This window comes from Methylobacterium sp. J-077, assembly GCF_022829365.1.
GTDB lineage: Bacteria > Pseudomonadota > Alphaproteobacteria > Rhizobiales > Beijerinckiaceae > Methylobacterium.
The window spans coordinates 200721-225820 of the sequence record NZ_JAKSYJ010000114.1; the positions used below are offsets into that span (position 1 = coordinate 200721).

At 70.6% G+C, this 25100-nt stretch carries 24 protein-coding genes and 1 tRNA gene; 10 read left to right on the top strand and 15 right to left on the bottom strand.

Features of this window, described 5'->3' with window-relative positions; genetic code table 11:
- Window positions 1-99 precede the first annotated feature (99 nt).
- The 3 genes from MKL11_RS12300 to MKL11_RS12310 all read right to left on the bottom strand — a co-directional run bounded on the left by MKL11_RS12300 (window position 100) and on the right by MKL11_RS12310 (window position 1831).
- Window positions 100-618: a MarR family winged helix-turn-helix transcriptional regulator gene (locus MKL11_RS12300; protein WP_243943685.1), complete on the bottom strand. Its 519-nt coding sequence runs from the start codon at window positions 616-618 to the stop codon at window positions 100-102.
- 125 nt (window positions 619-743) lie between these two features.
- A complete protein-coding gene (locus tag MKL11_RS12305; RefSeq protein ID WP_279600436.1) occupies window positions 744-1682 on the bottom strand; it encodes a site-specific tyrosine recombinase XerD in 939 nt (312 codons plus the stop codon).
- On the bottom strand, window positions 1679-1831 hold the full coding sequence (locus MKL11_RS12310) for a histidine kinase (RefSeq protein WP_243943687.1): 153 nt from the start codon (window positions 1829-1831) through the stop codon (window positions 1679-1681). The genes MKL11_RS12305 and MKL11_RS12310 overlap by 4 nt, the downstream gene beginning before the upstream one ends.
- Before the next feature lie 258 nt (window positions 1832-2089).
- Between MKL11_RS12310 and MKL11_RS12315 the strand changes: the two genes are divergently transcribed.
- The 8 genes from MKL11_RS12315 to MKL11_RS12350 all read left to right on the top strand — a co-directional run bounded on the left by MKL11_RS12315 (window position 2090) and on the right by MKL11_RS12350 (window position 9848).
- On the top strand, window positions 2090-2689 hold the full coding sequence (locus MKL11_RS12315; protein ID WP_243943689.1) for a shikimate kinase: 600 nt from the start codon (window positions 2090-2092) through the stop codon (window positions 2687-2689).
- A gap of 19 nt (window positions 2690-2708) precedes the next feature.
- Window positions 2709-3854: a 3-dehydroquinate synthase gene (aroB, locus tag MKL11_RS12320; protein ID WP_243943697.1), complete on the top strand. Its 1146-nt coding sequence runs from the start codon at window positions 2709-2711 to the stop codon at window positions 3852-3854.
- 146 nt (window positions 3855-4000) lie between these two features.
- Window positions 4001-4075, top strand: a tRNA-Thr gene (locus MKL11_RS12325).
- Between the two features lie 194 nt (window positions 4076-4269).
- Complete coding sequence (locus MKL11_RS12330; RefSeq protein ID WP_243943699.1) at window positions 4270-4839, top strand: NUDIX domain-containing protein; 570 nt, start codon at window positions 4270-4272, stop codon at window positions 4837-4839.
- Between the two features lie 112 nt (window positions 4840-4951).
- The gene (locus tag MKL11_RS12335) at window positions 4952-6670 is read left to right on the top strand and encodes an IlvD/Edd family dehydratase (RefSeq protein WP_243943706.1); all 1719 of its coding nucleotides are present in this window, start codon (window positions 4952-4954) and stop codon (window positions 6668-6670) included.
- Between the two features lie 67 nt (window positions 6671-6737).
- Entirely contained in the window at window positions 6738-7907 is a 1170-nt protein-coding gene (locus MKL11_RS12340) for an acetyl-CoA acetyltransferase (protein ID WP_243943715.1), read from the top strand.
- A 250-nt stretch (window positions 7908-8157) separates the two neighbouring features.
- Window positions 8158-9120: an acetyl-CoA carboxylase carboxyltransferase subunit alpha gene (locus tag MKL11_RS12345; RefSeq protein ID WP_243943717.1), complete on the top strand. Its 963-nt coding sequence runs from the start codon at window positions 8158-8160 to the stop codon at window positions 9118-9120.
- Window positions 9117-9848 carry a DUF1796 family putative cysteine peptidase gene (locus MKL11_RS12350; RefSeq protein ID WP_243943719.1) on the top strand — a complete coding sequence of 244 codons (732 nt, stop codon included), beginning with the start codon at window positions 9117-9119 and terminating at the stop codon, window positions 9846-9848. The genes MKL11_RS12345 and MKL11_RS12350 overlap by 4 nt, the downstream gene beginning before the upstream one ends.
- Before the next feature lie 6 nt (window positions 9849-9854).
- Here the strand turns inward: MKL11_RS12350 and MKL11_RS12355 are convergent, their stop codons facing one another.
- A complete protein-coding gene (locus tag MKL11_RS12355; protein WP_243943721.1) occupies window positions 9855-10757 on the bottom strand; it encodes a LysR family transcriptional regulator in 903 nt (300 codons plus the stop codon).
- A gap of 115 nt (window positions 10758-10872) precedes the next feature.
- On the opposite strand from MKL11_RS12355, the gene MKL11_RS12360 reads away from it, so the two are divergent.
- A complete protein-coding gene (locus MKL11_RS12360) occupies window positions 10873-12030 on the top strand; it encodes an MFS transporter (RefSeq protein ID WP_279600462.1) in 1158 nt (385 codons plus the stop codon).
- A 440-nt stretch (window positions 12031-12470) separates the two neighbouring features.
- Here the strand turns inward: MKL11_RS12360 and MKL11_RS12365 are convergent, their stop codons facing one another.
- Window positions 12471-12722, bottom strand: a complete 252-nt coding sequence (locus MKL11_RS12365; RefSeq protein ID WP_243943726.1) for a CCDC90 family protein — start codon at window positions 12720-12722, stop codon at window positions 12471-12473.
- Between the two features lie 434 nt (window positions 12723-13156).
- Between MKL11_RS12365 and MKL11_RS12370 the strand changes: the two genes are divergently transcribed.
- Window positions 13157-14662, top strand: coding sequence for a murein L,D-transpeptidase family protein (locus tag MKL11_RS12370; protein WP_243943728.1), 1506 nt, complete (start codon window positions 13157-13159; stop codon window positions 14660-14662).
- Between the two features lie 3 nt (window positions 14663-14665).
- Here the strand turns inward: MKL11_RS12370 and MKL11_RS12375 are convergent, their stop codons facing one another.
- The 10 genes from MKL11_RS12375 to ppsR form a co-directional block, all read right to left on the bottom strand.
- Window positions 14666-14839, bottom strand: coding sequence for a YqaE/Pmp3 family membrane protein (locus MKL11_RS12375; protein ID WP_082643446.1), 174 nt, complete (start codon window positions 14837-14839; stop codon window positions 14666-14668).
- A 257-nt stretch (window positions 14840-15096) separates the two neighbouring features.
- Window positions 15097-16026: a class I SAM-dependent methyltransferase gene (locus MKL11_RS12380; RefSeq protein ID WP_243943729.1), complete on the bottom strand. Its 930-nt coding sequence runs from the start codon at window positions 16024-16026 to the stop codon at window positions 15097-15099.
- Window positions 16027-16302: 276 nt separating this feature from the next.
- Window positions 16303-16446 carry a hypothetical protein gene (locus MKL11_RS12385; protein WP_243943731.1) on the bottom strand — a complete coding sequence of 48 codons (144 nt, stop codon included), beginning with the start codon at window positions 16444-16446 and terminating at the stop codon, window positions 16303-16305.
- A 317-nt stretch (window positions 16447-16763) separates the two neighbouring features.
- On the bottom strand, window positions 16764-18350 hold the full coding sequence (locus MKL11_RS12390) for a cytochrome c (protein WP_243943733.1): 1587 nt from the start codon (window positions 18348-18350) through the stop codon (window positions 16764-16766).
- A gap of 22 nt (window positions 18351-18372) precedes the next feature.
- A complete protein-coding gene (locus tag MKL11_RS12395; protein WP_243943735.1) occupies window positions 18373-18720 on the bottom strand; it encodes a hypothetical protein in 348 nt (115 codons plus the stop codon).
- Window positions 18720-19220, bottom strand: coding sequence for a TspO/MBR family protein (locus tag MKL11_RS12400; protein WP_243943737.1), 501 nt, complete (start codon window positions 19218-19220; stop codon window positions 18720-18722). Before MKL11_RS12400 ends, MKL11_RS12395 begins: the two co-directional genes overlap by 1 nt.
- Window positions 19217-20431, bottom strand: a complete 1215-nt coding sequence (locus tag MKL11_RS12405; RefSeq protein WP_243943748.1) for a geranylgeranyl diphosphate reductase — start codon at window positions 20429-20431, stop codon at window positions 19217-19219. Before MKL11_RS12405 ends, MKL11_RS12400 begins: the two co-directional genes overlap by 4 nt.
- Window positions 20432-20435: 4 nt before the next feature.
- Window positions 20436-22025 (bottom strand): BCD family MFS transporter, encoded by a 1590-nt coding sequence (locus tag MKL11_RS12410; protein WP_409565854.1) that lies wholly within the window; start codon window positions 22023-22025, stop codon window positions 20436-20438.
- Between the two features lie 35 nt (window positions 22026-22060).
- Window positions 22061-22945 (bottom strand): chlorophyll synthase ChlG, encoded by an 885-nt coding sequence (gene chlG / locus MKL11_RS12415; RefSeq protein WP_243943752.1) that lies wholly within the window; start codon window positions 22943-22945, stop codon window positions 22061-22063.
- Window positions 22946-23641: 696 nt separating this feature from the next.
- A complete protein-coding gene (gene ppsR, locus MKL11_RS12420) occupies window positions 23642-25087 on the bottom strand; it encodes a transcriptional regulator PpsR (protein WP_243943754.1) in 1446 nt (481 codons plus the stop codon).
- Between the last annotated feature and the right edge of the window lie 13 nt (window positions 25088-25100).

Here is a 25100-nt window from a genome sequence, read left to right on the forward strand (position 1 = left end):
TCGCGCAACCGGAATGGGGGCATCCGCGCAGCCGCGCGGGTGCCTTCATCCGTTCAGGACTGGAATGACGGGGCTTCGACCGCCGGGCGTGACGGCGCGCTACTCGGGGATCAGACCGGCCTGAAGGCCGAGCCGCAAGGTGACGAGATCGTTCAGCAGATCCTTCCGGCCCTGCATATCCAGGCCGGTCCGGTCGCCCGCCTCGTCGGGAAGGCAGGCGAGCACGTCCCGCAGCTTCGCGCCGGCGGGTGTCAGGAAGATGCTGACCTGCCGCTCGTCGGCCCGATCGCGGGCGCGCCGGACCCGGCCCGAAGCTTCCAGGCGCTTGAGCAACGGGGTCAGAGTCCCGGAATCGAGGAACAGGCGATTGCCGATCTCCTTGACCGACAGGCCGTCCTCTTCCCACAGCACCATCAGCACGAGGTATTGCGGATAGGTCAGCTCATAGCGGCCAAGAAGCGTCCGGTAGGCGCGGCCGAAGGCGTGCGCGGCGGCGTAGACCGCGAAGCACAATTGGTTGTCGAGGCGCTGCCGGTCCCGCTGCGATGGCAGGTCGACGGTCGCACGACCCGCCTGGTTCGGCTCAGCGCCGCTCTGCGAAGCAGTCGGGCCTGACATCGGATGAACTCTCTCTGGTAAAGGCAGGCTATCGTACCGGTATGCCGACAGGTCTCTCTTAGTCAGTTCGAGAAACCTGTACAATTCTCGTCGTCGGGCGGCGTGCCACAGATCCCGTGCGGCGTTCAGCCATCCATGAGCGGGTGCAGGTCTCGTACCATCGCCTTCAGGCGCTCATCGAGGACGTGCGTGTAGATCTGCGTGGTCGAGATGTCGGCGTGGCCGAGCAATTCCTGGACGATGCGCAGATCGGCCCCGTTCTGCAGCAGGTGACTGGCGAAGGCGTGGCGCAGAACGTGCGGGCTGACCCGGTCGGGGCGCAATCCGGCGGCGACCGCCACGGCCTTGAGGTCGCGGGCGAAGGCCTGCCGGGTAAGGTGGCCGCTGTCGCTGTCGGCGGGGAACAGCCACGGGGATTCCTCCGGCACCGCCGCCAGATGAGCGGTCATCGCCACCCGGGACGCCTCGGTCAGCGGGACGAGCCGCTCGCGGCCGCCCTTGCCCTTGATGAACAGGTAGCGCTCGCGCGTGGTGCCGGCGGCGCGCGGCAGGGCGACGAGTTCCGAGACGCGCAATCCCGTAGCGTAGAGGAGTTCGAGCAGGCAGACCATCCGGCGGGCGCGCCGCGCCGGCCCCGCCTCCTTGTCGGCCGCCGCCGCATGCGCGGTGGCCAGCAGCCCGTCCACCTCGGCGATCGACAGCACCTTCGGCAGGGTCCGGCCCCGGCGCGGCCCCGAGACCGCGACGCTCGGATCCGCCTCGGCATAGCCCTCGGCGTAGAGAAACTTGTGGAAGCCGCGCACGCAGGACAGGCGCCGCGCCGCCGACGAGGCCATCAGCCCGCGCGTCTCCAGGTCGGCGACGAAGGCCCGGAGGCCGTGCGTATCGGCCTCTTCGAGGGGAATGCCGGCGCGGCCCAAATAGGCGAGGTAATCGTCGAGGTCGCGCCGGTAGGCGGCCAGCGTGTTGGCGCCCGCGCCGCGCTCGGCGGCCAGCATGTCGAGATAGGCGGCGACCTCCGGAGACGGGGGCGTGACCGGGCCGTCTGCCGCCGCCGCGCTCAATGGCTGCCCGGCTGGAGCTTCGAAGCCGGGATGGTCACGGTCATCTCCCGGGGGGTCGGCACCACGAAGTTCGCCAGCGCGAACATCGCCGCGAAGACGAGCCCGGCCAGGATCGCGAGGGTGGCGAAGAAACGGAACAGGGTCGGCACGTCGGTCGAACCTCGGGCAGACGAGCGCGGTCGGTGGGGAGGGGAGCGCGCGAAAAGCCCCCCCGAGATGTCGCGAGAGATCGGTTTCCATCACGCGATCGCGGCGCTGACAAGGCCCGCGAGGACACAGCGATGCGTTTCGCAGGCCGCTTGAATCGCGCTAAGAGCCTGGCACAGGATTGGAAGCCCCCCGGCGAGGCGCGCACGGGGCGGCCGACAGGGAGCCGGAGACGCCGCGACCATGCGATGCTGCCGTCGATGAACGAAGAGGATGTCGGTGAACCGATCGAGGCGCGCCTGCGCCGGGCGCTGGGCCTGCGCTCGATCGTGCTCGTCGGCTTGATGGGGGCGGGCAAGAGCACGGTCGGGCGGCGCCTGGCCAGCCGGCTCGGGCTGATCTTCAAGGATGCCGACAGCGAGATCGAGGCGGCGGCCGGCCTGACCATCCCCGACATCTTCGCGATCTACGGCGAGCCGAGCTTCCGGGACGGCGAGGAGCGGGTCATCTCGCGCCTGCTGCGCGCCGGCCCCCTGGTGCTGGCCACCGGCGGCGGCGCCTACCTGCGCGAGGCGACCCGGGTGCGGATCAGGGAATCCGCCATCTCGGTCTGGCTCAAGGCGGATCTCGACGTGCTGATGCGGCGGGTGCGCAAGCGCGGCAACCGCCCGCTGCTGCTCACCGACGATCCGGAGGCGACGATGCGCGACCTCATGGCGGTCCGCCACCCGGTCTACGCGGCGGCCGACATCGTGGTGATCTCCCGGGAGGTGTCGCACGACCGCGTCGTCCAGGACGTGCTGGAGGCGCTGGACGCCCACCTGAACGCGGCGGCACCGAGCCCCATCGCCGCCCAGTGACCTTGCAGCGAGCCTGTCCGTGACCGAGCCCTCGACCCATCCGGTTCCCCTGACGGTGCATGTGCCGCTCGATGCCGGCCGCCACTACGACATCCTGATCGGCCGCGGCCTGATCGAGACGGCGGGCGCGCGGATCGCCGCCCTCGGGGCTCGGCGGGCCGCGATCGTCACCGATGAGAATGTCGGGGCGCTCTACGGGGCGCGCCTGCGCGACAGCCTGGAGCGGGCCGGCCTGGGTTCAGGCATCGTCACCGTGGCGCCGGGCGAGGGCTCGAAATCCTACGCCGGCTACGCGCAGGTCTGCGACGGCCTGCTGGCGCTGAAGGTCGAGCGCGGCGATCTCGTGGTCGCGCTCGGCGGCGGCGTGGTCGGGGACCTCGCCGGCTTCGCGGCCGCGACCCTGCGGCGGGGCGTGCGCTTCGTGCAGGTTCCGACCAGCCTGCTCGCTCAGGTCGATTCCTCGGTGGGCGGCAAGACCGGGATCAACGCGCCGCTCGGCAAGAACCTGATCGGCGCCTTCCATCAGCCTCGCCTCGTCCTGGCCGACACGGCGGCGCTCGACACCCTGTCCGAGCGCGAGATGCGGGCGGGCTACGCCGAGGTCGCCAAATACGGGCTGATCGCCGATGCCGGCTTCTTCGACTGGTGCGAGGCCAAGTGGCGCGGCATCTTTTCCGGCGGCCCGGAGCGGGACGAGGCGGTCGCCGCCTGCTGCCGGGCCAAGGCGGCGGTGGTCACCCGGGACGAGCGCGAGGACGGCGAGCGCGCGCTCCTGAACCTCGGCCACACCTTCGGCCACGCCCTGGAACGGCTGACCGGCTACAACTCGGCAAGGCTGGTGCACGGGGAGGGCGTCGCGATCGGCCTCGCCCTGGCCTTCCGGTTCTCGGCGCGGCTCGGGCTCTGTGCCGGGCAGGATGGCGGCCGCGTCGCCAACCATCTCGCGCTCGCCGGCCTGCCGACCCGCCTCCAGGCGGTTCCGGGTGGCTGCGGCGACGCCGACGCCCTGCTCGACGCGATGGCCCAGGACAAGAAGGTCCGCGATGGCGCCCTGACCTTCATCCTCGCCCGCGGCATCGGCCAGAGCTTCATCGCCCCCGGGATCGACCGGGGGGCGGTGCGGGCGTTCCTGCAGGACGAGCTGGCCGTCGACGCGCGTTCCTGACACGGTATCGGCCTTGCCTTGCGCCGGTCGGACCGCTATGAGCCTGCCACGTCCGGGACGGTGCAGACCGTCGTGGAATTCTGGCCGGGTTCGTCGCTGAGACGGCCAGGACAGGAGGTCGGGGCCGGTTCGCCGGCCCTGCGGTTGCCGGTGTAGCTCAGTGGTAGAGCAGCGCTTTCGTAAAGCGAAGGTCGGGGGTTCAAATCCCTCCTCCGGCACCATTTTATTCTGCCGACTTGCATAGCGACGTCAGTCGATTCCGAGACGGCTCTGCCTCACACGGTCGGACCCGTCGATCGCCGGATGGCGGCCCGCAGAAACGCCGCCGCGCCTATCATGTCTCTCGGAACCCGACGCGCCATCCCCGTGTAAGGCCTTGTGGGCGACGGGACGGCCCGGCAGACGGGGATACGCCATGACAGCCGAGATCCTGGACGTCCGGTTCATCCACGAGGGCTGGAGCAAGTTCGGGATCGCGACGGTGCGCCTCGCCGACGGCGCCGTGGTCGAGCGTGAGATCGAGGATCACGGCAACTCGGTCGGCGTCCTGCCGTATGATCCCGAGCGAAAAGTCGCCACGCTGGTGCGGGAGCTGCGGGTGCCGCCGCTGTTCGCCGCCGGCGAGCAGGTTCAGCTGGAGGCGCCGGCCGGCCTGATCGACGACGGCAGCCCGGAGGAGAACGGCCGGCGCGAGGTGCTGGAGGAGGTGGGGCTGCGCCTGCGCGACCTGGAATTCGTCGGCGCGACCTATTCCTGCGCCAGCCTGACCACCGAGAAGCTGCACCTCTACCTCGCGCCCTACGGCAAGGCCGACCGCGCCGAGGATGGCGGCGGTGCCGAGGGCGAGCACGAGAACATCCGGATCGTGGAAATGCCGCTCGCCGACCTCGCCGGGATGGCGGACCGGGCCGAACTCACCGACTTGAAGACGCTGACACTGGTTTTGGCGCTCCGCGTCCGCCATCCGGAGCTTTTCGCGGCGTGAAAATCCGCTATCGCGTCGTCGCACAATGGTTGATCACCGGCGCGGTGTTCTTCGCGGTCGCCTGGATCGCGTTCCACCTACGCTGAGCTGGACCACCTCGGGGAGCGAGATCATGAGCGACGCGTCCGGCACCGCCGAACCGCACGGCCTCGACCGGGGTCTGACCAATTACGGCGACCGCGATTTCGCCCGCTACCTGCGCCGCTCCTTCGCCCGGTCCATGGGCATCTCGCGCACGCTCCTCGACAAGCCGGTGGTCGGCATCGCGATGACGCCGTCCGGCTTCAACAACTGCCATCGCGGCATGCCCGAACTGGTGGAGGCGGTCTCCCGCGGCGTGCTGGCCGCCGGCGCCCTGCCGCGGCCTTTTCCGACCGTGTCGCTGGGGGAGGTTTTCCTCAACCCGACCAGCATGATGTACCGCAACCTCATGGCCATGGACACGGAGGAGATGATCCAGGCCCAGCCGATGGACGCGGTCGTGCTGATCGGCGGCTGCGACAAGACCGTGCCGGCCCAGCTCATGGGCGCGGCCTCGGCCGGCCTGCCGGCGATCCAGGTGGTGACCGGCCCGATGTCCACCGGCCGCCATCGCGGCCAGCGGCTCGGCGCCTGCACGGATTGCCGGGGTTTCTGGGCCAAGTACCGGGCCGGCACGGTGGATTCGGAGGAGATCGCCGAGGTCGAAGGCCGGCTCTCCGTCACGGCCGGCACCTGTGCGGTGATGGGCACCGCCTCGACCATGGCGTGCATCGCCGAGGCGCTCGGCATGTCGTTGCCGGGCACGGCCGCGATCCCGGCGGTGCATTCGGACCGGCTCGTCGCCGCCGAGGAGACCGGCCGCGCCGCCGTGCGGCTGATCCAGACCAAGGTTACGCCAGCGCAGGTCATCACGGAAAAATCGGTCGAGAACGCGATCCGGGTCCTGATGGCGGTGTCGGGCTCGACCAACGCGATCGTGCACCTCACGGCCATCGCCGGGCGCCTCGGCATCCGCATCCCCGCCGGGCGCTTCAACGCAATCTCGGACGAGACACCGGTGCTGGTCGACCTGAAGCCGGTGGGCGAGGGCTACATGGAGGATTTCCACGCCGCCGGCGGCATGGGCGCGCTGCTGCGCGAGCTGCGCCCGCTGCTGCATCTCGACACCATGGACGTGGAGGGCCGGACCCTGGCCGAACGCCTGGACGAGCCGCCCGGCTGGGTCGACCGCGCGGTGATTCGCGCCTTCGACAACCCGGTCTCGCCGGTGGGCGGCCTGGTGGCGCTCAGCGGCAACCTCGCCCCCGACGGGGCGATCTTCAAGCGCGCTGCCGCGACGCCGGAGCTGTTCGAATCCGAGGGGCGGGCGGTCGTGTTCACCGGCCTCGAGGACCTGAGCCGGCGGATCGACGACCCGGACCTCGACGTCGCGGCGGGCGACGTGCTGGTGCTGCAGAATGCCGGTCCGCACGCCGCCGGGATGCCGGAGGCGGGCTACCTGCCGATCCCCAAAAAACTCGCCCGGGCCGGGATCAAGGACATGGTCCGCATCTCCGACGCGCGGATGTCCGGCACCGCCTTCGGATCGATCGTGCTGCACATCGCCCCGGAGGCGGCCATCGGCGGCCCGCTCGGGGCCGTGCGCGACGGCGACCGGATCCGCCTGTCGATCCGGGACAAGCGGATCGACCTCTTGGTGGACGACGCCGAGATCGCCCGCCGCCTCGCCGACCATCGTCCGCCGCCCGCGCCCAAGCGCGGCTACAAGGCGCTCTACCGGCGCACCGTCACCCAGGCGCCGGAAGGCTGCGACTTCGACTTCCTGATCGGGGAGGGCGAGCCGGGCTGACGCCCGCGGCTTGATCCTCGGGCACGCCGGGCCCATCGTTCGACGAAGAATCGGGAGGAGTCGAAAAATGACGCGCGCCTGCATCGTGGGCTGGGCCCACACCCCCTTCGGCAAGCTCGAGGAACCGGATGTCGAGGGCCTGATCGCGCGGGTGTCCGGCGAGGCGCTGGCGCATGCCGGCGTTGAGGACGCGCAGGTCGACGGGATCTATGTCGGCGTCATGAATACCGGCTTCTCGAAGCAGGGCTTCGAGGGGTCGCAGGTCGCCCTGAACCGGCCGGGCCTCGCCCACGCGCCGGCGACCCACCTGGAGAATGCCTGCGCCACCGGCTCGGCGGCGCTCTACGCGGCCCTCGACTTCGTCGATAGCGGCCGCGGCCGGATCGCCCTGGTGGTCGGCGCCGAGAAGATGACGGCGAAATCCGTGGCCGAGACCGGCGACATCCTGCTCGGCGCCTCCTACCGGAAGGAGGAGGCCGACATCGAGGGCGGCTTTGCGGGCGTGTTCGGGCGGATCGCGGCGGGCTATTTCAAGCGCTACGGCGACCGCAGCGAGGAACTGGCCCGCATCGCCGCCAAGAACCACCGCAACGGCGTCGCCAACCCCTATGCGCAGCTCCGGAAGGATCTCGGTTTCGAGTTCTGCAACAAAGTTTCAGAAAAAAACCCCTACGTGGCAGCGCCGCTCCGGCGCACCGATTGCTCGCTGATCTCGGACGGCGCCGCCGCCCTCGTCGTGGCGGATGCCGAGACCGCCGAGGGGCTGGCGCGGGCGATCGGCTTCCGCGCGCGGGCCCATGTCAACGACATCCTGCCCCTGTCGCGCCGGGACCCGACCGAATTCAAGGGCGCACGCCTCGCCTGGGACAAGGCCCGCGCGCAGGCCGGGATCGGCAACGACGACCTGTCCTTCGTCGAGACGCATGATTGCTTCACCATCGCCGAGCTCATCGAGTACGAGGCGATGGGATTGGCCGAGCCCGGCCAGGGTTTTCGCGTCGTCCGCGAGGGCCTGACCGAGAAGGGCGGCCGCCTGCCGATCAACCCGTCCGGCGGGCTGAAGTCCAAGGGCCACCCGGTCGGCGCCACCGGTGTCTCGATGCACGTGATGGCCTGCCTCCAGCTCATGGGCGAGGCCGGCGACATGCAGGTCCCCGGCGCGAACCTGGCCGGGATCTTCAACATGGGCGGTGCGGCCGTGGCCAACTACGTGTCGATCCTGGAGCGGCGGCGCTGAACCGGGGTTCGGGCCGCCCTCGATGACAAGCCGCGAAGGACCCGCCTGTCACGCATGATCGACCGGATCACGCCTCGGGCCGGGCAATCTCCCAAGCCCACCACCGCAACCGCCCCGCCAAAAAATCCCGCCCGGGCAACCTCCGCGCAAAGCTGCTCGAACCCCGCGCCGGTTGACACCAAACCCGCCATCGCCAACACCTCGCGCCCGCCGCTTCCGGAGCGGCGAACCCGGGAAGACCTGTGACACGATGGCGGTGACGCGCACCTACCTCGACTTCGAGAAGCCGGTTGCCGAGCTGGAGGCCAAGCTCGAGGAATTGCGGGCGGTCGGGGAGCGCGACGGCGCCGTCTCGATCTCCGAAGAGGTCGGCCGGCTCGAGGCCAAGGCCGGACAGGCGCTCGCCGAGATCTACGCGAGCCTCACGCCCTGGCAGAAGACCCAGGTCGCCCGCCACCCGCAGCGCCCGCATTTCGTGGATTACTGCGCCGGGCTGATCAGCGAGTTCACGCCGCTGGCCGGCGACCGCAGCTTCGGCGAGGACGAGGCGATCCTGGGCGGCTTCGGCCGCTTCCGCGGGCGCCCGGTCCTGGTGCTCGGCCAGGAGAAGGGCGCGACCACCGAGGCGCGGCTGCGCCACAATTTCGGGATGGCCCGGCCCGAGGGCTACCGCAAGGCGGTCCGCCTGATGGAGACCGCCGACCGGTTCGGCCTGCCGGTGATCGCCTTCGTCGACACCGCCGGCGCCTATCCGGGCATCGAGGCCGAGGAGCGCGGCCAGGCCGAGGCCATCGCCCGCTCCACCGAGGCGTGCCTAGCGCTCGGCGTGCCCAACGTCGCCGTGGTGATCGGGGAGGGCGGCTCGGGCGGCGCCATCGCGCTCGCCACCGCCAACCGGGTGCTGATGCTGGAGCACGCGATCTACGGGGTGATCTCGCCGGAGGGCGCCGCCTCGATCCTGTGGCGCGACCAGGGCCGCGCCCACGAGGCCGCCACCGCCATGAAGATCACCGCCCAGGACCTGCTGCGGCTCGGCGTCATCGACGGCATCATCCCGGAGGCCACCGGCGGCGCCCATCGCGACCGCGAGGCGGCGATCCGCGGCGCGGGCGACGCCGTCGCCGATTCGCTCGCCCAGTTCGACGGCCTGAGCCCGGTGGAGATCCGCGACCGCCGGGCGGAGAAATTCCTCGCCATCGGCCGGACCCTGTGAGCGCACCTGGCGCGACCGGCGGCCTGCTGGGCGCCCTCGGGCGCCTGCTGGGCCGGCGCGACGCGCGCGAGCCGGGCGAGCACAACCACGTGTCGCTCGGCTGCAATTGCCAGATGGCGCACGTGCTCAAGACCCTGGACCTGCGCCACTGGTCCGGCCCGCTCGACTGGATCTTCGCCATGCCCGGCATGGTCCGGGACTGCCTGGACGACGACTTTGCCGCGCTCACCGACCGCGGCCAGCTCGAGAGCATCCCGGAGGCGGAGCGCCGCGGCCCCGACATCTGGCGCGGCCGGCACCGGCTCTACCGGGAGCGCCACGGGCTCGAATGCGTGTTCAACCACCACGACCCGGCGGCGAACGCGGCGGATTACGCCTTCCTGACCGAGGGCGTGCGCCGCCTGCGGGTGGCCCTGGACACCCCCGGCACCGAGAACCGGCTGTGGATGATGACGCATCTGCACACGCCCCGGGACATGGTCGAGGCGATCGACGACCTGCTGCGCGCGCGCCCCAGCCGCAACCACCTGACCTTCCTGCAGCTCCAGCCGGAACATCCCGGGGTGGACGTGGTCGAGGCCCTCGACCTCCGGCCTACCTTACGCTGGCTGACGATCCGCACCCGCTCGACCCCGGTCGGCCTGCGGCTCGCCGACCCGGCCGAGGACGCCCAGCTCGTGGAGATCATCCGCACCGAGGCGGGGCGCCTGCCGGTTGTGTTCGGCTGACGGGGCCTAACCCCCGCGCATCCGCTCCGCCAGGAAGTCGACCAGCACCCGCACCCGGGCCGGCAGGCCTGCGCCGCCCACGAACACCGCGTGGATCGCCTCGCGGTCCTGCGGGTTGAACGGCTCCAGGAGCGGCACCAGCCGGCCGGTCGCGAGGTCGTCGGCGATGTGGAAATTGCCGACCCGGGTGATGCCGACGCCGCCGAGCGCCAGCTGCACCAGGGTCTCGCCGTTATTGGCCGCGAGGGTGCCGCGCACCGGCAGGATGACGTCGCGTCCGTCCTCGCGGAACGGCCAGCCGGGCTCGATCCGGCGGAAGGTGAAATCCAGGCAGTTGTGGTCGGCGAGGTCGGCGGGCCGGTGCGGAATCCCGGCCCGGTCGAGATAGGCGGGGGCGGCCACCACGGTCCGGCCGGTCTCGCCGAGCCGCCGGGCGGTGAGCGGGCTGTCGGCCAGGGGCCCGAACCGGATGCCGATATCGGCCCGGCCGCCGAGCACGTCGGCGATCTCGTCGCTCAGGTCGATCTCGACCACGATGCCGGGATGGCGCGTGACGAATTCGCCGAGCAGCGGCACGATCACCAGGCGCCCATGGGCGGTGGCGGCGCTGACCCGAACCCGCCCGCGCGGGCAGCCCTGGTCGGAGAGTGCGGTCTCGGTCTCCGCGAGATCGGCCAGGATGCGCCGTGCCGCGCGCCCGTAGGTCTCGCCCTCCTGGGTCAGGCGCAGCGTCCGGGTGGTCCGGACCAGGAGCTGCACGCCGAGCCGCGCCTCGGTCCGGGCGACGACCCGGCTCACGGCCGAGGGCGTCAGCCCGAGCCGGCGCGCCGCCCCCGACAGGCTCCCGGCCTCCGCCACCGCCACGAACACGGCCATGTCCCCGGCGCGGTCGGCCTTGTCGCGCTGCATTCGTGCCTCCAACGCACAGATCTCGATCCGGCGAGCGGTCTACTCGCATCATGTCAAATCCGCCACGTGCTGCCCCGGAACAACCGGAGCCTTCACATGGCGATCAAATCCTCCCCTGCTGGCCCTGGCGGTCGGCGCCTTCGGCATCGGCGTTACGGAATTCACCCCGATGGGCATGCTGCCGCTCATCGCCGGGGATCTCGGCGTCTCGATCCCCGCCGCCGGCCTCGTGATCAGCGCCTACGCGCTGGGGGTGCTGGTCGGCGCGCCGCTGATGACCCTGGCCTCGGCGCGCATACCGCGCCGCCGGCTGCTGGTCGGGCTGATGGCGATCTTCACCCTCGGCAACCTTTTGGCTGCCGTCTCGGACAGCTACGCCATGCTTGTCATGGCCCGCCTCGTCACGGCGCTGAACCACGGGGCGTTCTTCGGGATCGGCTCGGTGGTGGCCGCCGGGATCGTGCCGCCGGAGCGCCGGGCCGCCGCGGTGGCGTCGATGTTCTCCGGGCTCGCGATCGCGACGATCGGCGGCGTGCCGCTCGCCGCCTGGATCGGCGAGGTTCTGGGCTGGCGCACGGCGTTCTGGGGCATCGCAGGCGTCGGCGCGGTCGCCATGGTGGCGCTGCGCCTCGCGTTGCCCGAGTTGAAGGTCGAGGCCCGGGACGACCTGCGGGCGGAGTTGCGCGCGCTCGTCCGCGGCCCGGTGCTCGCCGCGCTGGCGCTCACCATGGTGGGTTTCAGCGCGATGTTCACGCTGTTCACCTACATCGTGCCGATCCTGCGGATCGAGACCGGCGCGACGAGCCTGTTCGTCACAGCGATGCTAGTGCTTTTCGGGATCGGCCTCACGGCCGGGAATTGGCTGGGCGGTCGCCTCGCCGACCGCTCGGTTGACGGCACCATCCTCGGATCCCTGGCGGCCCAGATCGTCATCCTCGCGCTGTTCGCCTGGGGCATGCACGGGGAAGCGTCGGCGGCGCTGCTGATTGCCCTCTGGGGCATCGCGAGCTTCGCCATCGTGCCCCCGCTCCAGATGCGCGTCATGGATGAGGCCAGCGGGGCGCCGAACCTGGCCTCGGCGATGAATATCGGCGCGTTCAACCTCGGCAACGCCATCGGGGCGGCGGTCGGCGGCGGCGTGATCGATGCCGGGCTCGGCTACGACACCGTGCCGCTCGCGGGCGCCGCCCTGGCGGCGTTGGGGCTCGCTTTCCTGCTGTGGCTGCGCCGGGACGGACGGGTGCGGGCCGCCGCAGCGGCGAGCTGCGGATAATGCCGCCCGCTCAAGGACTTGGAACCATCTGCGAAGGTCCCGGATTCAAAAGGTCCGGGACCCAGCCCTTTCAAGGTGTTTGGATTGGGCCGCGTTCGGGACGTTTCGCCGACGGGTTCACACGTCTCCACTTGACGGCAACGCTTTGAAAACGTGGCGCTTTCCCCGCCCCCCTTGCGGGGAGTAGTCAGGGGTGGGGGTGGTGCAGGATTGAGCCGAACGGTGCCTTCTGAACCACCCCCACCTCCAGCTCCTCCCCGCAATGGGGAGGAGCGCGCGTCGCGTCTCGCTTGAATAGCTGCGCCAAACACCTTGAAAGGGCTGGGTCTTCGACCTTTTGCGGGTCCAGGGCAAAGCCCTGGGTCGAGCGAAGCCCGATGCATCGGGTCTCCGCCCCGATACCCCGCCAAAGGGCTGAGCCCTCTGGAAACCCGGTTCCGTCAGTGCGTGGCGCGCGACAGGGCGACAATGGCGCCGACGATGACGATCGTCTGGAAGCCGATCGAGCCGATCACCCACTTCATGATGTCGAACTTGGCCTCGGCCAGATCGGTCTTGGTGACTAGGTTCGCGAGATCGGCATCGCGACTCTCGCGGATCGCACTGGTGATCGCCTCGGCCTGATCCTCGGACAGACCGGATGCCTTGAGCCGACGGACCAGGGCATAGGTGTCGAGTGAGAGCGCCGTCATGGGCCACGCCGCCCTCTTCGCGAGCCGGTTCCGGCCGCTGTGATGCCTGGATCGATCCGGATACCGATGCCCATCGCTCGCTGATTCCGGCAGAAGCTCGCGCGTCAGGGAAAGCTGGCGATTTTGCCGAATGGGCGCAAGCGGGTCCTTGCAGCGTGCGTCTCCTCACCGCCGCAGCGGCTGGATGCCTCGGGGTCGCGGCAAGCCCGAAGCCGTTCGGAACAGGAATGATTCGTCGCTGGTGGCCCGGCCCGGATCGCCTTTCCCGCAGGCCCGGTGGCGCCGCCATCCACCGAAGAGTCCCGTGCCCTGTTGCAGACAGGATCTTGCGGTAACAAAGGCGCAAGCTTAACGAGCCTATTGGGTTGGGGAGTGGCGCCCGATGTCGGCTATGAAAAGGCCGCCGGGCGCAGGCTAGGACGACGAGGTTCCCCATGACGGCGCGTCTCGCGACTGCGCGACTGCTGGCGGCCGCTTCCCTGCTGGCCCTCGCGCTGGCCGGCTGCCAGGACGGTTCCGGGATCAACGGCCCGACCGCGCGCAGCATCGCGCCGATCGCCCCGCAGACCCTGGCCCTGATGCAGACCAAGGGCATGCAGCAATCCGACCCGATCCTGATCCGCACCTACAAGAAGGAAGCGGAGATGGAGGTCTGGAAGCGCGGCGGCGACGGCCGCTACGCGCTGCTGAAGACCTACCCGATCTGCCGCTGGTCCGGCCAGCTCGGGCCGAAGGTCCGCGAGGGCGACCGCCAGGCGCCGGAGGGGTTCTACACGATCACCCCGGGCCTGATGAACCCGAATTCCGCGTACTACCTGTCGTTCGATACCGGCTTCCCGAATGCCGTCGACCGGGCCAACGGGCGGACCGGCAGGTACCTGATGGTGCACGGCACCTGCTCGTCGGCGGGCTGCTTCGCCATGACCGACGCGACCATCGCGGAGATCTACGCGGTCGCCCGCGAGGCGTTCATCGGCGGCCAGCGCAGCTTCCAGTTCCAGTCCTACCCGTTCCGGATGACGGCCCAGAACATGGCCAAGTTCCGCAACGACCCGAACATGCCGTTCTGGGAGAACCTCAAGGAGGGCTCGGATTACTTCGAGGCCCTGCGCGAGGAACCGAAGGTCGGTCAGTGCGGCACCAAATACGTGTTCGGCGGCTCGGACGCGGCGGCCGGCGCGTGCAAGCCGAAGGTCGACCCGCAGGTGGCCGAGAAGCGCGAGCACGACGCCCGCGAGGTGGCCGAGCTGGTCGCCAAGGGCACGCCGGCCGTGCGCGTGGTCTACCAGGATGGCGGCCAGAACCCGGTGTTCCGCCCGCCGGCCAACACCAGCGCCTTCGCGAGCCTCGGCGGCACCGAGACGGTGCTGCCCTACGACGCCAAGGAGTTCGGCCGGCACAATCTCGGCGACGTCAGCCGGCCCGAGACCCTGGCGGCCGGTCCGCAGGAGATCGAGATCGGCCCGAAGGGTCAGCCGACGATGATGGCCGGCGCCGAGCCGGCGCTCCCCGCCAAGACGGCCGCCAAGGGAGCCTCCACGCCCGGCCGGGGGCAGAAGCCGGCCGCCACGACGCTGATGGCCAACCGGGCCGAGCCGGAACTCCGGGTCGAGACCACCGCGTCGGTTTCGGAGAAGCCGGCCCGGATCGCGGTCGCCGATGCCGACGGCGATCCGAGCAGCTACCAGAAGCTGCTGGGCTCGCTGTTCGACAAGGAGAAGCCGGCGGCCCCCGCCACCCCGGCGGTCGACGCGACCGTGGTGCCCGAGCCGGTCAAGCTCGCGCGCGCGGCCGAGAAAATCGCCCCCAAGACGGCGGCCAAGCCGCACGCGGTGAAGACCGCCAAGGTGGAGGCCAGGGCAGAGGCCAAGCCCGAGATCAAGGCCGATTCGAAGCTGGCCCTGCGCAAGGGCGAGCCGGAGGCCAAGGCCAAGCCGTAGCGGTCAGACCAGCGGCCGGTCGCGGTTCATCAGCCACAGGGCGTGGACCGTGCCGGGCAGCCAGCCGAGCACCCAGAGCAGGATGTTCAGCAGGAACTGCACGCCGAACCCGGTGGTGACGAGCACCGCCACCGGCGGGATGAAGATCGCGAGCAGGATGCGGACGAGGGTCGACACGGGCACTCCGGGGCTCAAGGCCGAGATCATCGTCCCGAAAGGTGGCCGACGGCTTTCGGACAAGGACAATGCGCGTGAACGAGCGCGCGCATCGTGCCGGTACCGATATCCGGCGCGATGCGCCAGAGCGGCCGCCGCAGAAATGGATCCCGGTTCGGCACAAGCGCGTGCGTTGCATCAACGCCCGCGAGCGGTTCCCGATCGCAGGGCGACCGGGAACCGCTCGAGCCGCGATGGGATCGGACCTTCGGAACGTCCTATCGCGGCATCGCCGAGGCGCCGAGCACGCGGCCTTCGCCCGCACGGACGCGCCTGATCCGGTTTCGGATCGGCCGCGTCAAGGAGCCCAGGATCATCGTGACGGCACTGAAGCGCAGGCGATCGAACGCCCCGATACACCGGTTCACGACCGGGCTCCGTTCCGTCCGCCGGTAGGCGTGCAGCGCGCCGATGCGCGACGCGCGCGCAAAGCCGAGGGCACGGATCCCACGCACAACCTGATGGTGATGCTGATACAGGAACCACTCGTTCCCGCTGGCCGGTTTGCGCGCATCGATATCGAACACCAGTAATCCGTCGGGTTTGAGTGCGCGACGGAGCTGCGTGATCGTCTGCTGGATATCGGGGACATGGGCCATCGTGTTGAAGCCCGTGATGAGGTCGTAGCGACCGTCTGCCAAGGCGTCCGTGTTCAAGTCGATAAACTCGGCCGGCACGTCGGCCCGTGCGAGCCGCCACCGCGCGAATTCCAGCAGCGGCGTCGAGACATCGGCCAAGGCGATGTCCCAGCCATAGCGATGAAACAGGAGGCTGGCCGTGCCGACGCCGGAGCCGAAATCCAGGTGCCGTCCGGGCGGCAGGGCCGTCAGAGCATCGGCCACCTGCACCGGAAGGGCAGGGTAGGGGCCATCCCGGTTCTCGGCCTGGCGCGCATGATACGCGATGTTTCCGAAGACCCAGTTCGAGACACTGCAGTAGAATGCGCGCAGTCCTTCGGGGGTCGAACGATCGGCTTCGGCCCACTTTGTTTTGGAAATCTCGGCCGTGTTGCTGACAATATTTTTGACGTCATCAATGCTCATATTCGAGTATTCGGACAGCAAATGGACGACGGCCTGAGTCGGCGGCATATTCCTGCCGTCGACCAGGATTTCAGTCCAGATTTCGTTCGCGGACGACGCCATCATGTTCGATACCCCTCATCAATGTCATGGGATTTGAATGACTGACGCATTGCTGTGATTATTTATCGATCATACCGGTACGCCGGTTTAATATTGAATTTAAGTACCTATTAAGTAGTATTTGTGGAACTTAATAAGATTTTATCCCTTGAATATAGAAATAGAGCGCATATTTTCTGGTCTTTTCGTCCTCATAGGACTGCAATCGGATTGTTGCCGGTCAGTATCGCGATCGTGTCCCGCGCATTGGCGCGGCAGGCCCCGGTCGGCGGCCGAGGCTCACGAGGCGCGCCGCGTCGGTCGCGGGACGAGGACGTCCGGCGCGGGCGGTCGGTCGCCCGGCGAGGCGTGTGTGCGGATGCCGTCGAGCTGAGCCCGCCAGGGTCCGATCACGTTGCCGGCTTGCTCGAGGGGATCGAACATCTCAGCGTCGAGGCGCGCCGTGACCGCTCCCACGGGCTCCCTGGCGCGGGCCCGGCGATCACCTCCTGCGCGGTCTTCGGGCGGGAGAGACGAATCGCTCGCGCCGCGTCTCGAAGGTTCGCGGGCGAAGTTCGGGACGCGATTCCCGAAGTCGCACCCGTCGGAGCGATCGGACGGGCGAAGGCGCCGGACCGAGCGCCGGACGTGGCCTCGAGTTCGGGCAATCGGCCGCATCGGGCCGACGAACCCGGATTCCCGCCCCCGTCGAGCCCGGGCGTGCCTGCGGCACCCCGGACTCGACGGGCGGTCTCAGACCGTCAGTTCTTCACCGGCGGCGTGGTCGCGCTGGGGACATTCGCGGCCTGCTTCTCCGGGTTCTTCACCTGGCTGTAGGCGACGTTGGCAAAGGTGCCGATCACGGCGGGCCAGCTCGGGGCGGCGTATTGCGGGTCGTCGCGGCCGACCTTGCAGAAGGCGGTGGTCAGCGCGTTGACCACGTCGTCGTCGGAGGCGCCGGTATCGGCCGCCTTGATCTGCGGCACCACCCGGGTCAGCGTCGGCACGAAATCCTGCTGCTTCAGGCCGGTGAGCGTCGCCGCGACGCCGACCTTGTCGAAGGCCGCCTTGAGCTTGTCCTGCTCGATCTCGGCGCAGGGGGCGGTGCCGGCCAGCATGGTCTTGGTGGCGGCGCGGGCTTCGGAGGCCTTGCTGCCGGTCACCGGGGGCGCCTTGTTGCCCCAGGAATTGCGGATGTAGTCGGTGACGTTCTTGACCTCGACATCGGTCATCTGCTGGCCGATCGCCACCATCGGGGCCAGCCCGCTCTGGGCGGCCAGACCGCCGTAGATCACCCGCAGCACCGTCTCGGGTCCCTCCGACATCACCGAGGTGTTGCCGGCGAGCGCCGGCACCGCGCCCTCGATGCCCTTGCCGTCGGGCTGGTGGCAGGAGGAGCAGTAGGTCAGGTAGGTCGAGGCCCCCGGCGCGTCCGCGGTGTCGAAGGAGGCGAGGTCCTTGGGCTTGTAGGTCTGCTTGGCCGGGACCGTGCGCAGGTAGGCGACCATCGCCTTCAGGTCGTCCTCCTTCACCTTGGAGAGGGATTCCATGATGGTCTGGCGCATCGGGCCGGCGGCGACGCCGGGGCGGTCGCCCGGGGCGGTGCCGGTCTTGAGGTAGGTCACCACCTGCTCGTCGGTCCAGGCGCCGATGCCCTGGTGGCCGTCTGGGGTGATGTTGGGGGCGTACCAGCCGTCGATGACGCCGCCGCCGAAGCGGCCCGCGAAGCTCGAATTGCCGACGAGCTTGTTCTCGTTGTGGCACATGGCGCAGTGGCCCAGCCCCTCGACCAGGTAGGCGCCGCGGTTGACCTCGGCGCTGGCGTTCGGATCGGGCTTGAAGCGCTCGTCCGAGAAGAAGGCGGTCCGCCACGTCACCAGCGCGGTGCGGACGTTGAACGGGAACGGGATCTGGCTCTCCTGGCGCTTCTCGTTCACCGCCGGGACCGATTGCAGGTAGGCCCAGATCGCCTTGGTGTCGTCGTCCGTGACCTTGGTGAACCAGCCGAACGGGAAGGCCGGGTAGAGATAGCCGACGTTCTTGCTGTAGCCGTGCCGGAACGCCTTGTCGAAATCCTCGTAGCTCCAGTTGCCGAGCCCGGTCGCCTTGTCGGGGGTGAGGTTGGGGGTCATGATCACCCCGAACGGCATGTTGAGCGCGTAGTTGCCGGCAAGGAACTTGCCGCCCGGGGCGGTGTGGCAGGCGGCGCAATCGCCCATGGTCACGAGGTACTTGCCCCGCTCCACCGGGTCGGACCCGTCCTGCGCCAGGGCGGGGCCCGCGAGCAGCAGGGCCGCCACCATCGGGGCCGCATTGCGGCCGGGGAAGCGGGCAATCCTGCGCTGCATGGCGACCTCTCCCGTGCCGTCTTTATAGGTTTTCCAGGGTGCTGGCCGAGAACGCGGCGGTTCCCGGCGTTGTTCCGGCCTGCGGCGGGGTGCGGCGATGCGCCGTGGCGGCCGCCCGGAACCGCAGACCGAGATCGGTGAGGTGGGCCGCGAGCCCCGCGAGCATCCAGCCGGCGACCACCTCCCAGCCGGATCCGACCAGGGCGGCCCGGAGCGCCAGCATCAGGGCCGCCCCGGAGGCGAGGTTGGCCAGGAGCGGCGGCACGGCCAGGCCCCGGCGCCGCGCCAGCCGGGCGAGCAGCAGCGCCTCGGCGGCGACCAGCGCCAGGATCGCGTCGACGATCCGGCCCGAGGCGAACAGGGCCTCCATCAGGCGAGCCCCCGGAACGGCGCGTTGAGACGCACGATCCGCAGGTTCAGGCAGGCGGCGACGCTGACCCAGGCGAGGTAGGGCAGGTTCATCAGCCCGGCGGCGAGGGAGACCCGGCCGGTGACCAGCACCAGCACGGCGATCGACAGCCACAGGGCCGCGACCTCGGCGAGCGCCCAGTCGGGCCGGCGCAACCGGAAGAACAGCACGCTCCAGGCGATGTTGAGCACGCCGTTCACCGCGTAGGCGGCGACCAGCAGCCCCCGGGCGGTGGGATCGGGATCGCCGTTCCAGGCCATCACGGCAGCGATAGTGGTGAGCAGGAAGATCGTGGTCCAGACCGGCCCGAACGCCCAGTCCGGCGGCTTCCAGGCCGGGAACCGCAGGTGCCGGTACCAGCCATCCGTCTTGGTCGCGACGGCGCCGGCGACGGCCACCAGGATCGCCGCCAGGGCCGCGACCGCGGGCGGCCCCCAGCCCTCGCCCCCCGGAAAACTCAAGGCGAGACCCAGCGGAACAGGTGGGCGAGGTCCTTGAAGAAGATCCGCGCGTGGGCGGCGGGTTTCGACCGGACCAGCTCCTTGTTCATGTAGCTGTCCCAGGTGAGCTGCTGGACATCCTTGTCCCGGCAGATCGAGACGAAGCGCTCGCGCAGGCCGTCGCTGCGGTACCAGACCCACTGCATCATCCCGAGGATCCAGAACACGCGCCCGTGCAGCTTCATGAACTTCTTTCGCGCGCCCGCGAGCGCCCGGGCCTCGCCGGTCTTCAGGAACGCTGCCGCCGCTTCGGCCGAGAGCTGGCCGCCGAGCATCGCGTAGTAGATGCCCTCGCCGGAGGCCGGGGCGACGACGCCTGCGGCATCGCCCGCGAGCAGCACGTCGCGGCCGTTGTCCCAGCGCTTGAGGGGTTTCAGCGGCAGGGGCGCGCCCTCCCGGCGGAGCGTCTCGGCGCCGTCGAGGCCGGTGGCGACGCGCAAGGCCCGGATCGAGGAGCGCAGGGAGAAGCCCTTCTTCGCGCTCCCGGTGCCGATGCTCGCCGTCTCCCCGTGCGGGAAGATCCAGGAGTAGAAATCCGGCGAGTGCCGGCCCTGGTAATAGACGTCGCAGCGGGCGGCATCGACGGCGTCGCCGCCCGGCGCGTCCCTCGGGGGCACCCGGACGATCTCGTGATAGGCGAAGACCTGTTTCATCGTGTCGTGGCCCGGCACCTCGGCCCGGCCCACCGGCGAGCAGGCCCCGTCGGCGCCGATGACCAGCCGCGCCCGGACCGCGTGGCGGGCCTGGGCCTCGCCCTTGCCGGTGGTGAAATGCACCAGCGGCAGCCCGTCATCCGGCCGGGTGATCTTTTCGTAGGCCGCCTCGCGCAGATCGGCGCCGGCCTGCTCGGCCCGGGCGCGCAGCCACGGGTCGAAATGCTGGCGGTCGACCATGCCGACGAAGCCCTCGCCCACCGGCATGTCCACGGCCTTGCCGCTCGGCGCCACCATCCGGGCGGAGCGGATCTTGGCGACCAGCAGGGAATCGGGAATCGCGAAGTCGCGGATCAGCCGGGGCGGGATCGCGCCGCCGCAGGGCTTGATCCGCCCGGGCTTGTCGAGCAGCAGCACCGCGTGACCGGCCCGGGCCAGCTCGGTGGCCGCCGTGGCCCCCGCAGGACCGCCGCCGACCACGACGACATCGTACGAAGCGCCATCAACCAACCGAGCCATCGCGTCACCTCGCGCCGAGGATGGGATTGAGCGGGATATTGCCCCGGCCCGGGGCCCGGACGGCCTCGAGCCGCAGGGCCAGCACCACCGCGACGAGGAACAGAGCCCCCTCCGCGGCGAAGACGGCGGCGTAGGCCTGGACCGGCTCGGCCGTGACCAGCCGGACCAGATCCACCGCGGCCGCCCCCAGAAAACCGCCGGCCCCGAAGGCGACGCCCTGGGCCGCGCCCCAGACGCCCATGCGGGTGCCGCGCTCGCGGGCATCGCCGCGACCGGCCAGCGCCATCATCGAGCCGATGGCGGCGACCGCGTAGGCGCCGTTGGCGACACCCAGCGCGAACACCACCGGCCGCAGGGGCAGGACGTCGCCGCCCGCGGCCAGCGCGAACAGCGCGGCGGCCGAGCCGGCGCAGCCGAGCGCGATCCAGAGCCGCAGGGAGGCGAGGGGGGTGCCGCGGGCGGCCAGCGTCACGCCGGCCACCAGCAGCATCCCGGCCAGCACGCCGCCGTGCTGGAGCCCGGCGAGCTTGGTGGTGGCTCCCGGGCTCATGGCGAAGACCAGCCCGGCATAGGGCTCCAGGATCAGCTCCTGGGCGCTGTAGGCCAGCATCGAGACGAACACGAAGATAGTGAAGGTCCGCGCCACCGGATCGGCGAGCACCTGGGCCAGCACCGTGAAGAACGGTTTTTTGGTGGTTTCGGGCTCGGGAGCCCGGATCGGCAGGCGTCGCTCGACCCCGGCGAGCGCCAGCACGGCGACCGCGAAGGCGATGGCCGAGACCGTGCCGGAGACGGCGACCAGCCTCAGCCCGGAGAACGGATCCAGAAAGTGCCCGGCGAGCGGCGCCGTCAGGGCGAAGCCCAGGATCATCATCACCCACACGATGGTGGCCGCCGCTCCGCGCCGGGCCGGCGCGACGACCCCCGACAGCAGCACCAGCAGAGACGTCCCGGCGGCCCCGACCCCGATCCCGACGCACAGGAACGACACGGCCGCCAATGCGAGGCCGAGGACCAGATCGGTGGCGGCGAGCGCCGTGCCGCAGGCCGCCCCGAACCCGCCGAGGCAGAGGGCCGCCATGCCGACGACGATCCAGGGGGTGCGGGTCCCGCTCCGGTCCGAGCCGTAGCCCCAGCGCGGGCGCAGCACCTGCACGGCGTAGTGCAGGGCGACCAGCAGGCCCGGCACCAGGGCGGGCAGCGCCAGCTCCACCACCATCACCCGGTTGAGGGTGGCGGTCATCAGCACGACGACGCTGCCCAGGGCGGTCTGGACCAGGCCGAGGCGGAGGATCTGGGGCCAGCCCAAGTCGCTTTCAGGCGCGCCGCTCCTCCCTCCCCGCTCTGCGGGGGAGGGTACCCTGCGAAGCAGGGGGGGAGAGGGGAGCGCCGTATCCTGAGACGTCGCGACAGGCGTGAATTCCTGCACCGTCGCGCTGCCCCTCTCCCGACCCGGCCTGACGGCCGGCCCACCCTCCCCCACGGAGGGGGGAGGGAACGGGGCGTGGGTCGGGCCGTGGCCCTCATCGAGCGCCGAAACCGCCACGCGCCCCCTCTCCCGCTCGCGAGAGGGGACCCGAGCCCCATCCGGCATTGGGGCGGAAGCGGCACGCGAATCGGAAGGCGTCATCACGCCCCTCCCACCAGCGGGCGCAGGGCGAAGGCGGCGACCAGCATGCCGAGCACGTAGAGGGTCGTGCCGGTGCCGTTGTACCAGGCCGCCCGCTCGCGGGGGCTCTTCAGGAACCGGGCCATCAGGGCGAGCTGTCCGGCCAGCAGGGCGGCCACCACAGCGGCATGGCCCTGGCGCTCCCAGGCGAGGAGCAGCCCGATCACCACCACCTGCGGCACCGCCATGACCAGGCAGGCGAAGCGGGCGGCCCGGTCCGAGCCCATCTGCACCGGCAGGGACATGAGCCCCATGCGCCGGTCGCCCTCCACCGACTTGAAGTCGTTGAGCGTCATGATGCCGTGGGCGCCGACGGAATAGAGCAGGGCGACGAGCAGGACCCGCCGGTCGGGCAGGGCGGCGGCCATCACGGCGGCGCCGGTGAACCAGGGCAGGCCCTCGTAGCAGAGCCCGACCGCGGCGTTCCCCCACCAGCCATTCTTCTTCAGGCGCAGGGGCGGCGCGGAGTAGATCCAGGCGAGAACCAGCCCGAACAGGGCGGCGCCCAGGATCCACGGACCGAGGGCGGCGGCCACCAGCAGGGACAGCAGCGTCCAGCCGAGCGCCAGGTAGAGGCCCCAGCGGCCCGGGATGCGCCCGGAGGGAATCGGCCGGCCCGGCTCGTTGATCGCGTCGACATGCCGGTCGAACCAGTCGTTGGTCGCCTGGCTGGTGGCGCAGACCAGCGGCCCGGCGAGCACGATGCCCGCGGCGATCACCGGCCATTGCCCGTGGGCCGGCTGCCCGGACGAGATCACCCCGCAGGCGAACGCCCACATCGGCGCGAACCAAGTGAGCGGCTTGAGAAGCTCGACGACGGCGCTCGGGGCGGGCGTGGTGGCCATGCGGGCAGGCTAATAGGGACGCCTGGCGTGTCAAGCTGGATTTACACTCGGCGAAAAAATGTCGCCCCGGGTTGGCGGACAAACGTGGCCGTGAGCCGCTAAATACAGAATTCAATCCCAGTGCGCCCCAAACACGATCGCGTCAGGCGCGCGGCCGGTTCGGCGAAGGATCCCGGCTCGGCGCCTCAGCCTTCGCGGGCTATGCGAAGGCTAATGCGGAGCGGGGGCGCTCCCAGCCTTCGAAGAATTGGCCTGTCCGGCCGGCAGGCCCGGACTGACGCGCGGCGTATCGGGCTTTCGGAACGGGATCCGGTTCTGTCCGCCACGCCCGCTTCACCCGTCATCGAACGGTCGCCCGGTGCGCCGCGCTGTCCCGGGACGGCGCGCGACCATCGAGGCTGTCGCGCTGGGTTCGGAGCGACGGTGCGGCGCATCAGACCGGCTCATCCGGCGTCTCCTCGACCAGACGCCGATTCTTCTCCAGCTGTGCTTCAAGGGCCTGTGCGCGAACGCGAAGTGCGAATCCGCCAGCGCGCATCCCGCGTCCTTCCACAGAGTGGAAGCCTTGAAGGAGGCCTCCGCCGCGCTTCGGCGCCTCAGCCTGAGGGGGTGGGTTGGAGATCCCGCCCGTCCCACCGCATCATCGCCCCCGGACCAACCCAGGCCGAAGACCCCGCGCCCAAAACCTCAGACCAATCAATCGTCTTCGCCGGGGGTGTCGAGGTCGCCGACGCCGTAGCGGCGCATCTTGGCGTAGAGGCCCTGGCGGCTGAGGCCGAGCATCTCGGCCGCGGAGGCGCGGTTGTCCCGGGTGATCCGCAGGGCCGCCTCGATGCACAGCTTCTCGATCAGGTCGGTGGTCTCGCGGACCAGGGTCTTCATCGAGACCCGGCCGACCAGCTCGGCCATCTGTTCCACCGAGCGCGGCACGTCGCGGCTGCCGGCGAGCCGCCCCTCCGGGATCCGCCGCGGGGCGGAGCGGATCGCGAAGCCCAGGCACGGCCGGGAACCGGGCACCGAGACGGCGGCGACCTCGACATCCTCGACGCCGCCATAGGTGCCGCGGATCACGGTGGCGAAGCGGCGCACGGAGCCGTGGTCGACCAGGCTGGCGAACAGGGCCTGCGCCTCGGTGTCCTCCCGGCCGAGCCACTGGTCGAGAGGCCGGCCCCTCGCCTGGCTCTCGGTGGCGAGCTGCGCCAGTTCCAGGAAGGCGGCGTTGGCCATCAGGACCCGGCGGGCCGAATCGGTGACCACGAAGCCTTCCGGCATCGCCTCGATCACCGCGCGGGTCGGCGCCTCCTGGTCGGGGCCGGACTCCGAGGCGGCCGGATCGGCCACGAGCCGCATCAGCGCGCTCGGGCCGCCCTCGCCGCGGAACAGCGAGACCGAGACCGTGACCTCGCCGCGCCCGTGCGGCAGGGTCGCGCGGACTTCCCCGGCCTGCCCGGTCGCCCGCAGGGCGGCGAACTGCGCCTCCAGGGTCCGGGCGCTGCCGGCCTCGAACAGGTCGACCGCGTCCTGGCCGGCCACGCGCTTGGCCGGGCGGCCGAGCAGGCGCGCGGCGGACGGGTTCGCCTCGGCGACCCGGCGGGTGCCGGCATCGACCACCAGCACCGCCTCGCCGGAGATCTGGAACAGCAGCCGATACCGTGTCTCGGCGGCGCGCAGGCGGTCGTAGTCGCGCTCCAGGGCCTGCTGCGCGTCGGTGAGCCGGCGCTGGAGCGCGGCCACCGCCCGCATGTCACGGCCGAGGATCAGGATCGGGCCACCCTCCACCGAGCGCAGGGAGGCGTAGCGGATCGGCAGGTCGACGCCGCTGGGGGAGGGGTGGTTGATCTGCCGCCAGCGGGTGATGCCGCCAGTCTGCGCGTCGCGCAGCAGGGCGTCGACCTTCGGCCGGCTCTCGATCGTCACGGTGTCGATCCAGCGCTGCCCGAGCCAGCCCGAGATGTTCTCCGCCTCGAAATCGGCCGCGGCCGTCGCATCCCGGATCACGCCGTCGGCATCGACCACCAGGGACAGGTCGGCCGCGGCCGCGACAAGACGCCCGACCGCCTCTCCGTCGAGATGGGCGGCCACCTGAAGCAGCGCCGGGGGTGGCCGCTGCGGGGTGGGGTGAGGCTGGGGCGTCACGGTCACCGTAATGTGATGA

Bases quoted from the DNA above. Each gene is read 5' to 3' on its own strand.
- MKL11_RS12300 (WP_243943685.1), bottom strand. From the start codon at position 618: ATGTCAGGCCCGACTGCTTCGCAGAGCGGCGCTGAGCCGAACCAGGCG.
- MKL11_RS12315 (WP_243943689.1), top strand. From the start codon at position 2,090: ATGAACGAAGAGGATGTCGGTGAACCGATCGAGGCGCGCCTGCGCCGG.
- MKL11_RS12330 (WP_243943699.1), top strand. From the start codon at position 4,270: ATGACAGCCGAGATCCTGGACGTCCGGTTCATCCACGAGGGCTGGAGC.
- MKL11_RS12335 (WP_243943706.1), top strand. From the start codon at position 4,952: ATGAGCGACGCGTCCGGCACCGCCGAACCGCACGGCCTCGACCGGGGT.
- MKL11_RS12340 (WP_243943715.1), top strand. From the start codon at position 6,738: ATGACGCGCGCCTGCATCGTGGGCTGGGCCCACACCCCCTTCGGCAAG.
- MKL11_RS12345 (WP_243943717.1), top strand. From the start codon at position 8,158: ATGGCGGTGACGCGCACCTACCTCGACTTCGAGAAGCCGGTTGCCGAG.
- MKL11_RS12355 (WP_243943721.1), bottom strand. From the start codon at position 10,757: ATGCAGCGCGACAAGGCCGACCGCGCCGGGGACATGGCCGTGTTCGTG.
- MKL11_RS12365 (WP_243943726.1), bottom strand. From the start codon at position 12,722: ATGACGGCGCTCTCACTCGACACCTATGCCCTGGTCCGTCGGCTCAAG.
- MKL11_RS12370 (WP_243943728.1), top strand. From the start codon at position 13,157: ATGACGGCGCGTCTCGCGACTGCGCGACTGCTGGCGGCCGCTTCCCTG.
- MKL11_RS12380 (WP_243943729.1), bottom strand. From the start codon at position 16,026: ATGATGGCGTCGTCCGCGAACGAAATCTGGACTGAAATCCTGGTCGAC.
- MKL11_RS12385 (WP_243943731.1), bottom strand. From the start codon at position 16,446: ATGTTCGATCCCCTCGAGCAAGCCGGCAACGTGATCGGACCCTGGCGG.
- MKL11_RS12390 (WP_243943733.1), bottom strand. From the start codon at position 18,350: ATGCAGCGCAGGATTGCCCGCTTCCCCGGCCGCAATGCGGCCCCGATG.
- MKL11_RS12395 (WP_243943735.1), bottom strand. From the start codon at position 18,720: ATGGAGGCCCTGTTCGCCTCGGGCCGGATCGTCGACGCGATCCTGGCG.
- MKL11_RS12405 (WP_243943748.1), bottom strand. From the start codon at position 20,431: ATGGCTCGGTTGGTTGATGGCGCTTCGTACGATGTCGTCGTGGTCGGC.
- MKL11_RS12410 (WP_409565854.1), bottom strand. From the start codon at position 22,025: ATGCCGGATGGGGCTCGGGTCCCCTCTCGCGAGCGGGAGAGGGGGCGC.
- chlG (WP_243943752.1), bottom strand. From the start codon at position 22,945: ATGGCCACCACGCCCGCCCCGAGCGCCGTCGTCGAGCTTCTCAAGCCG.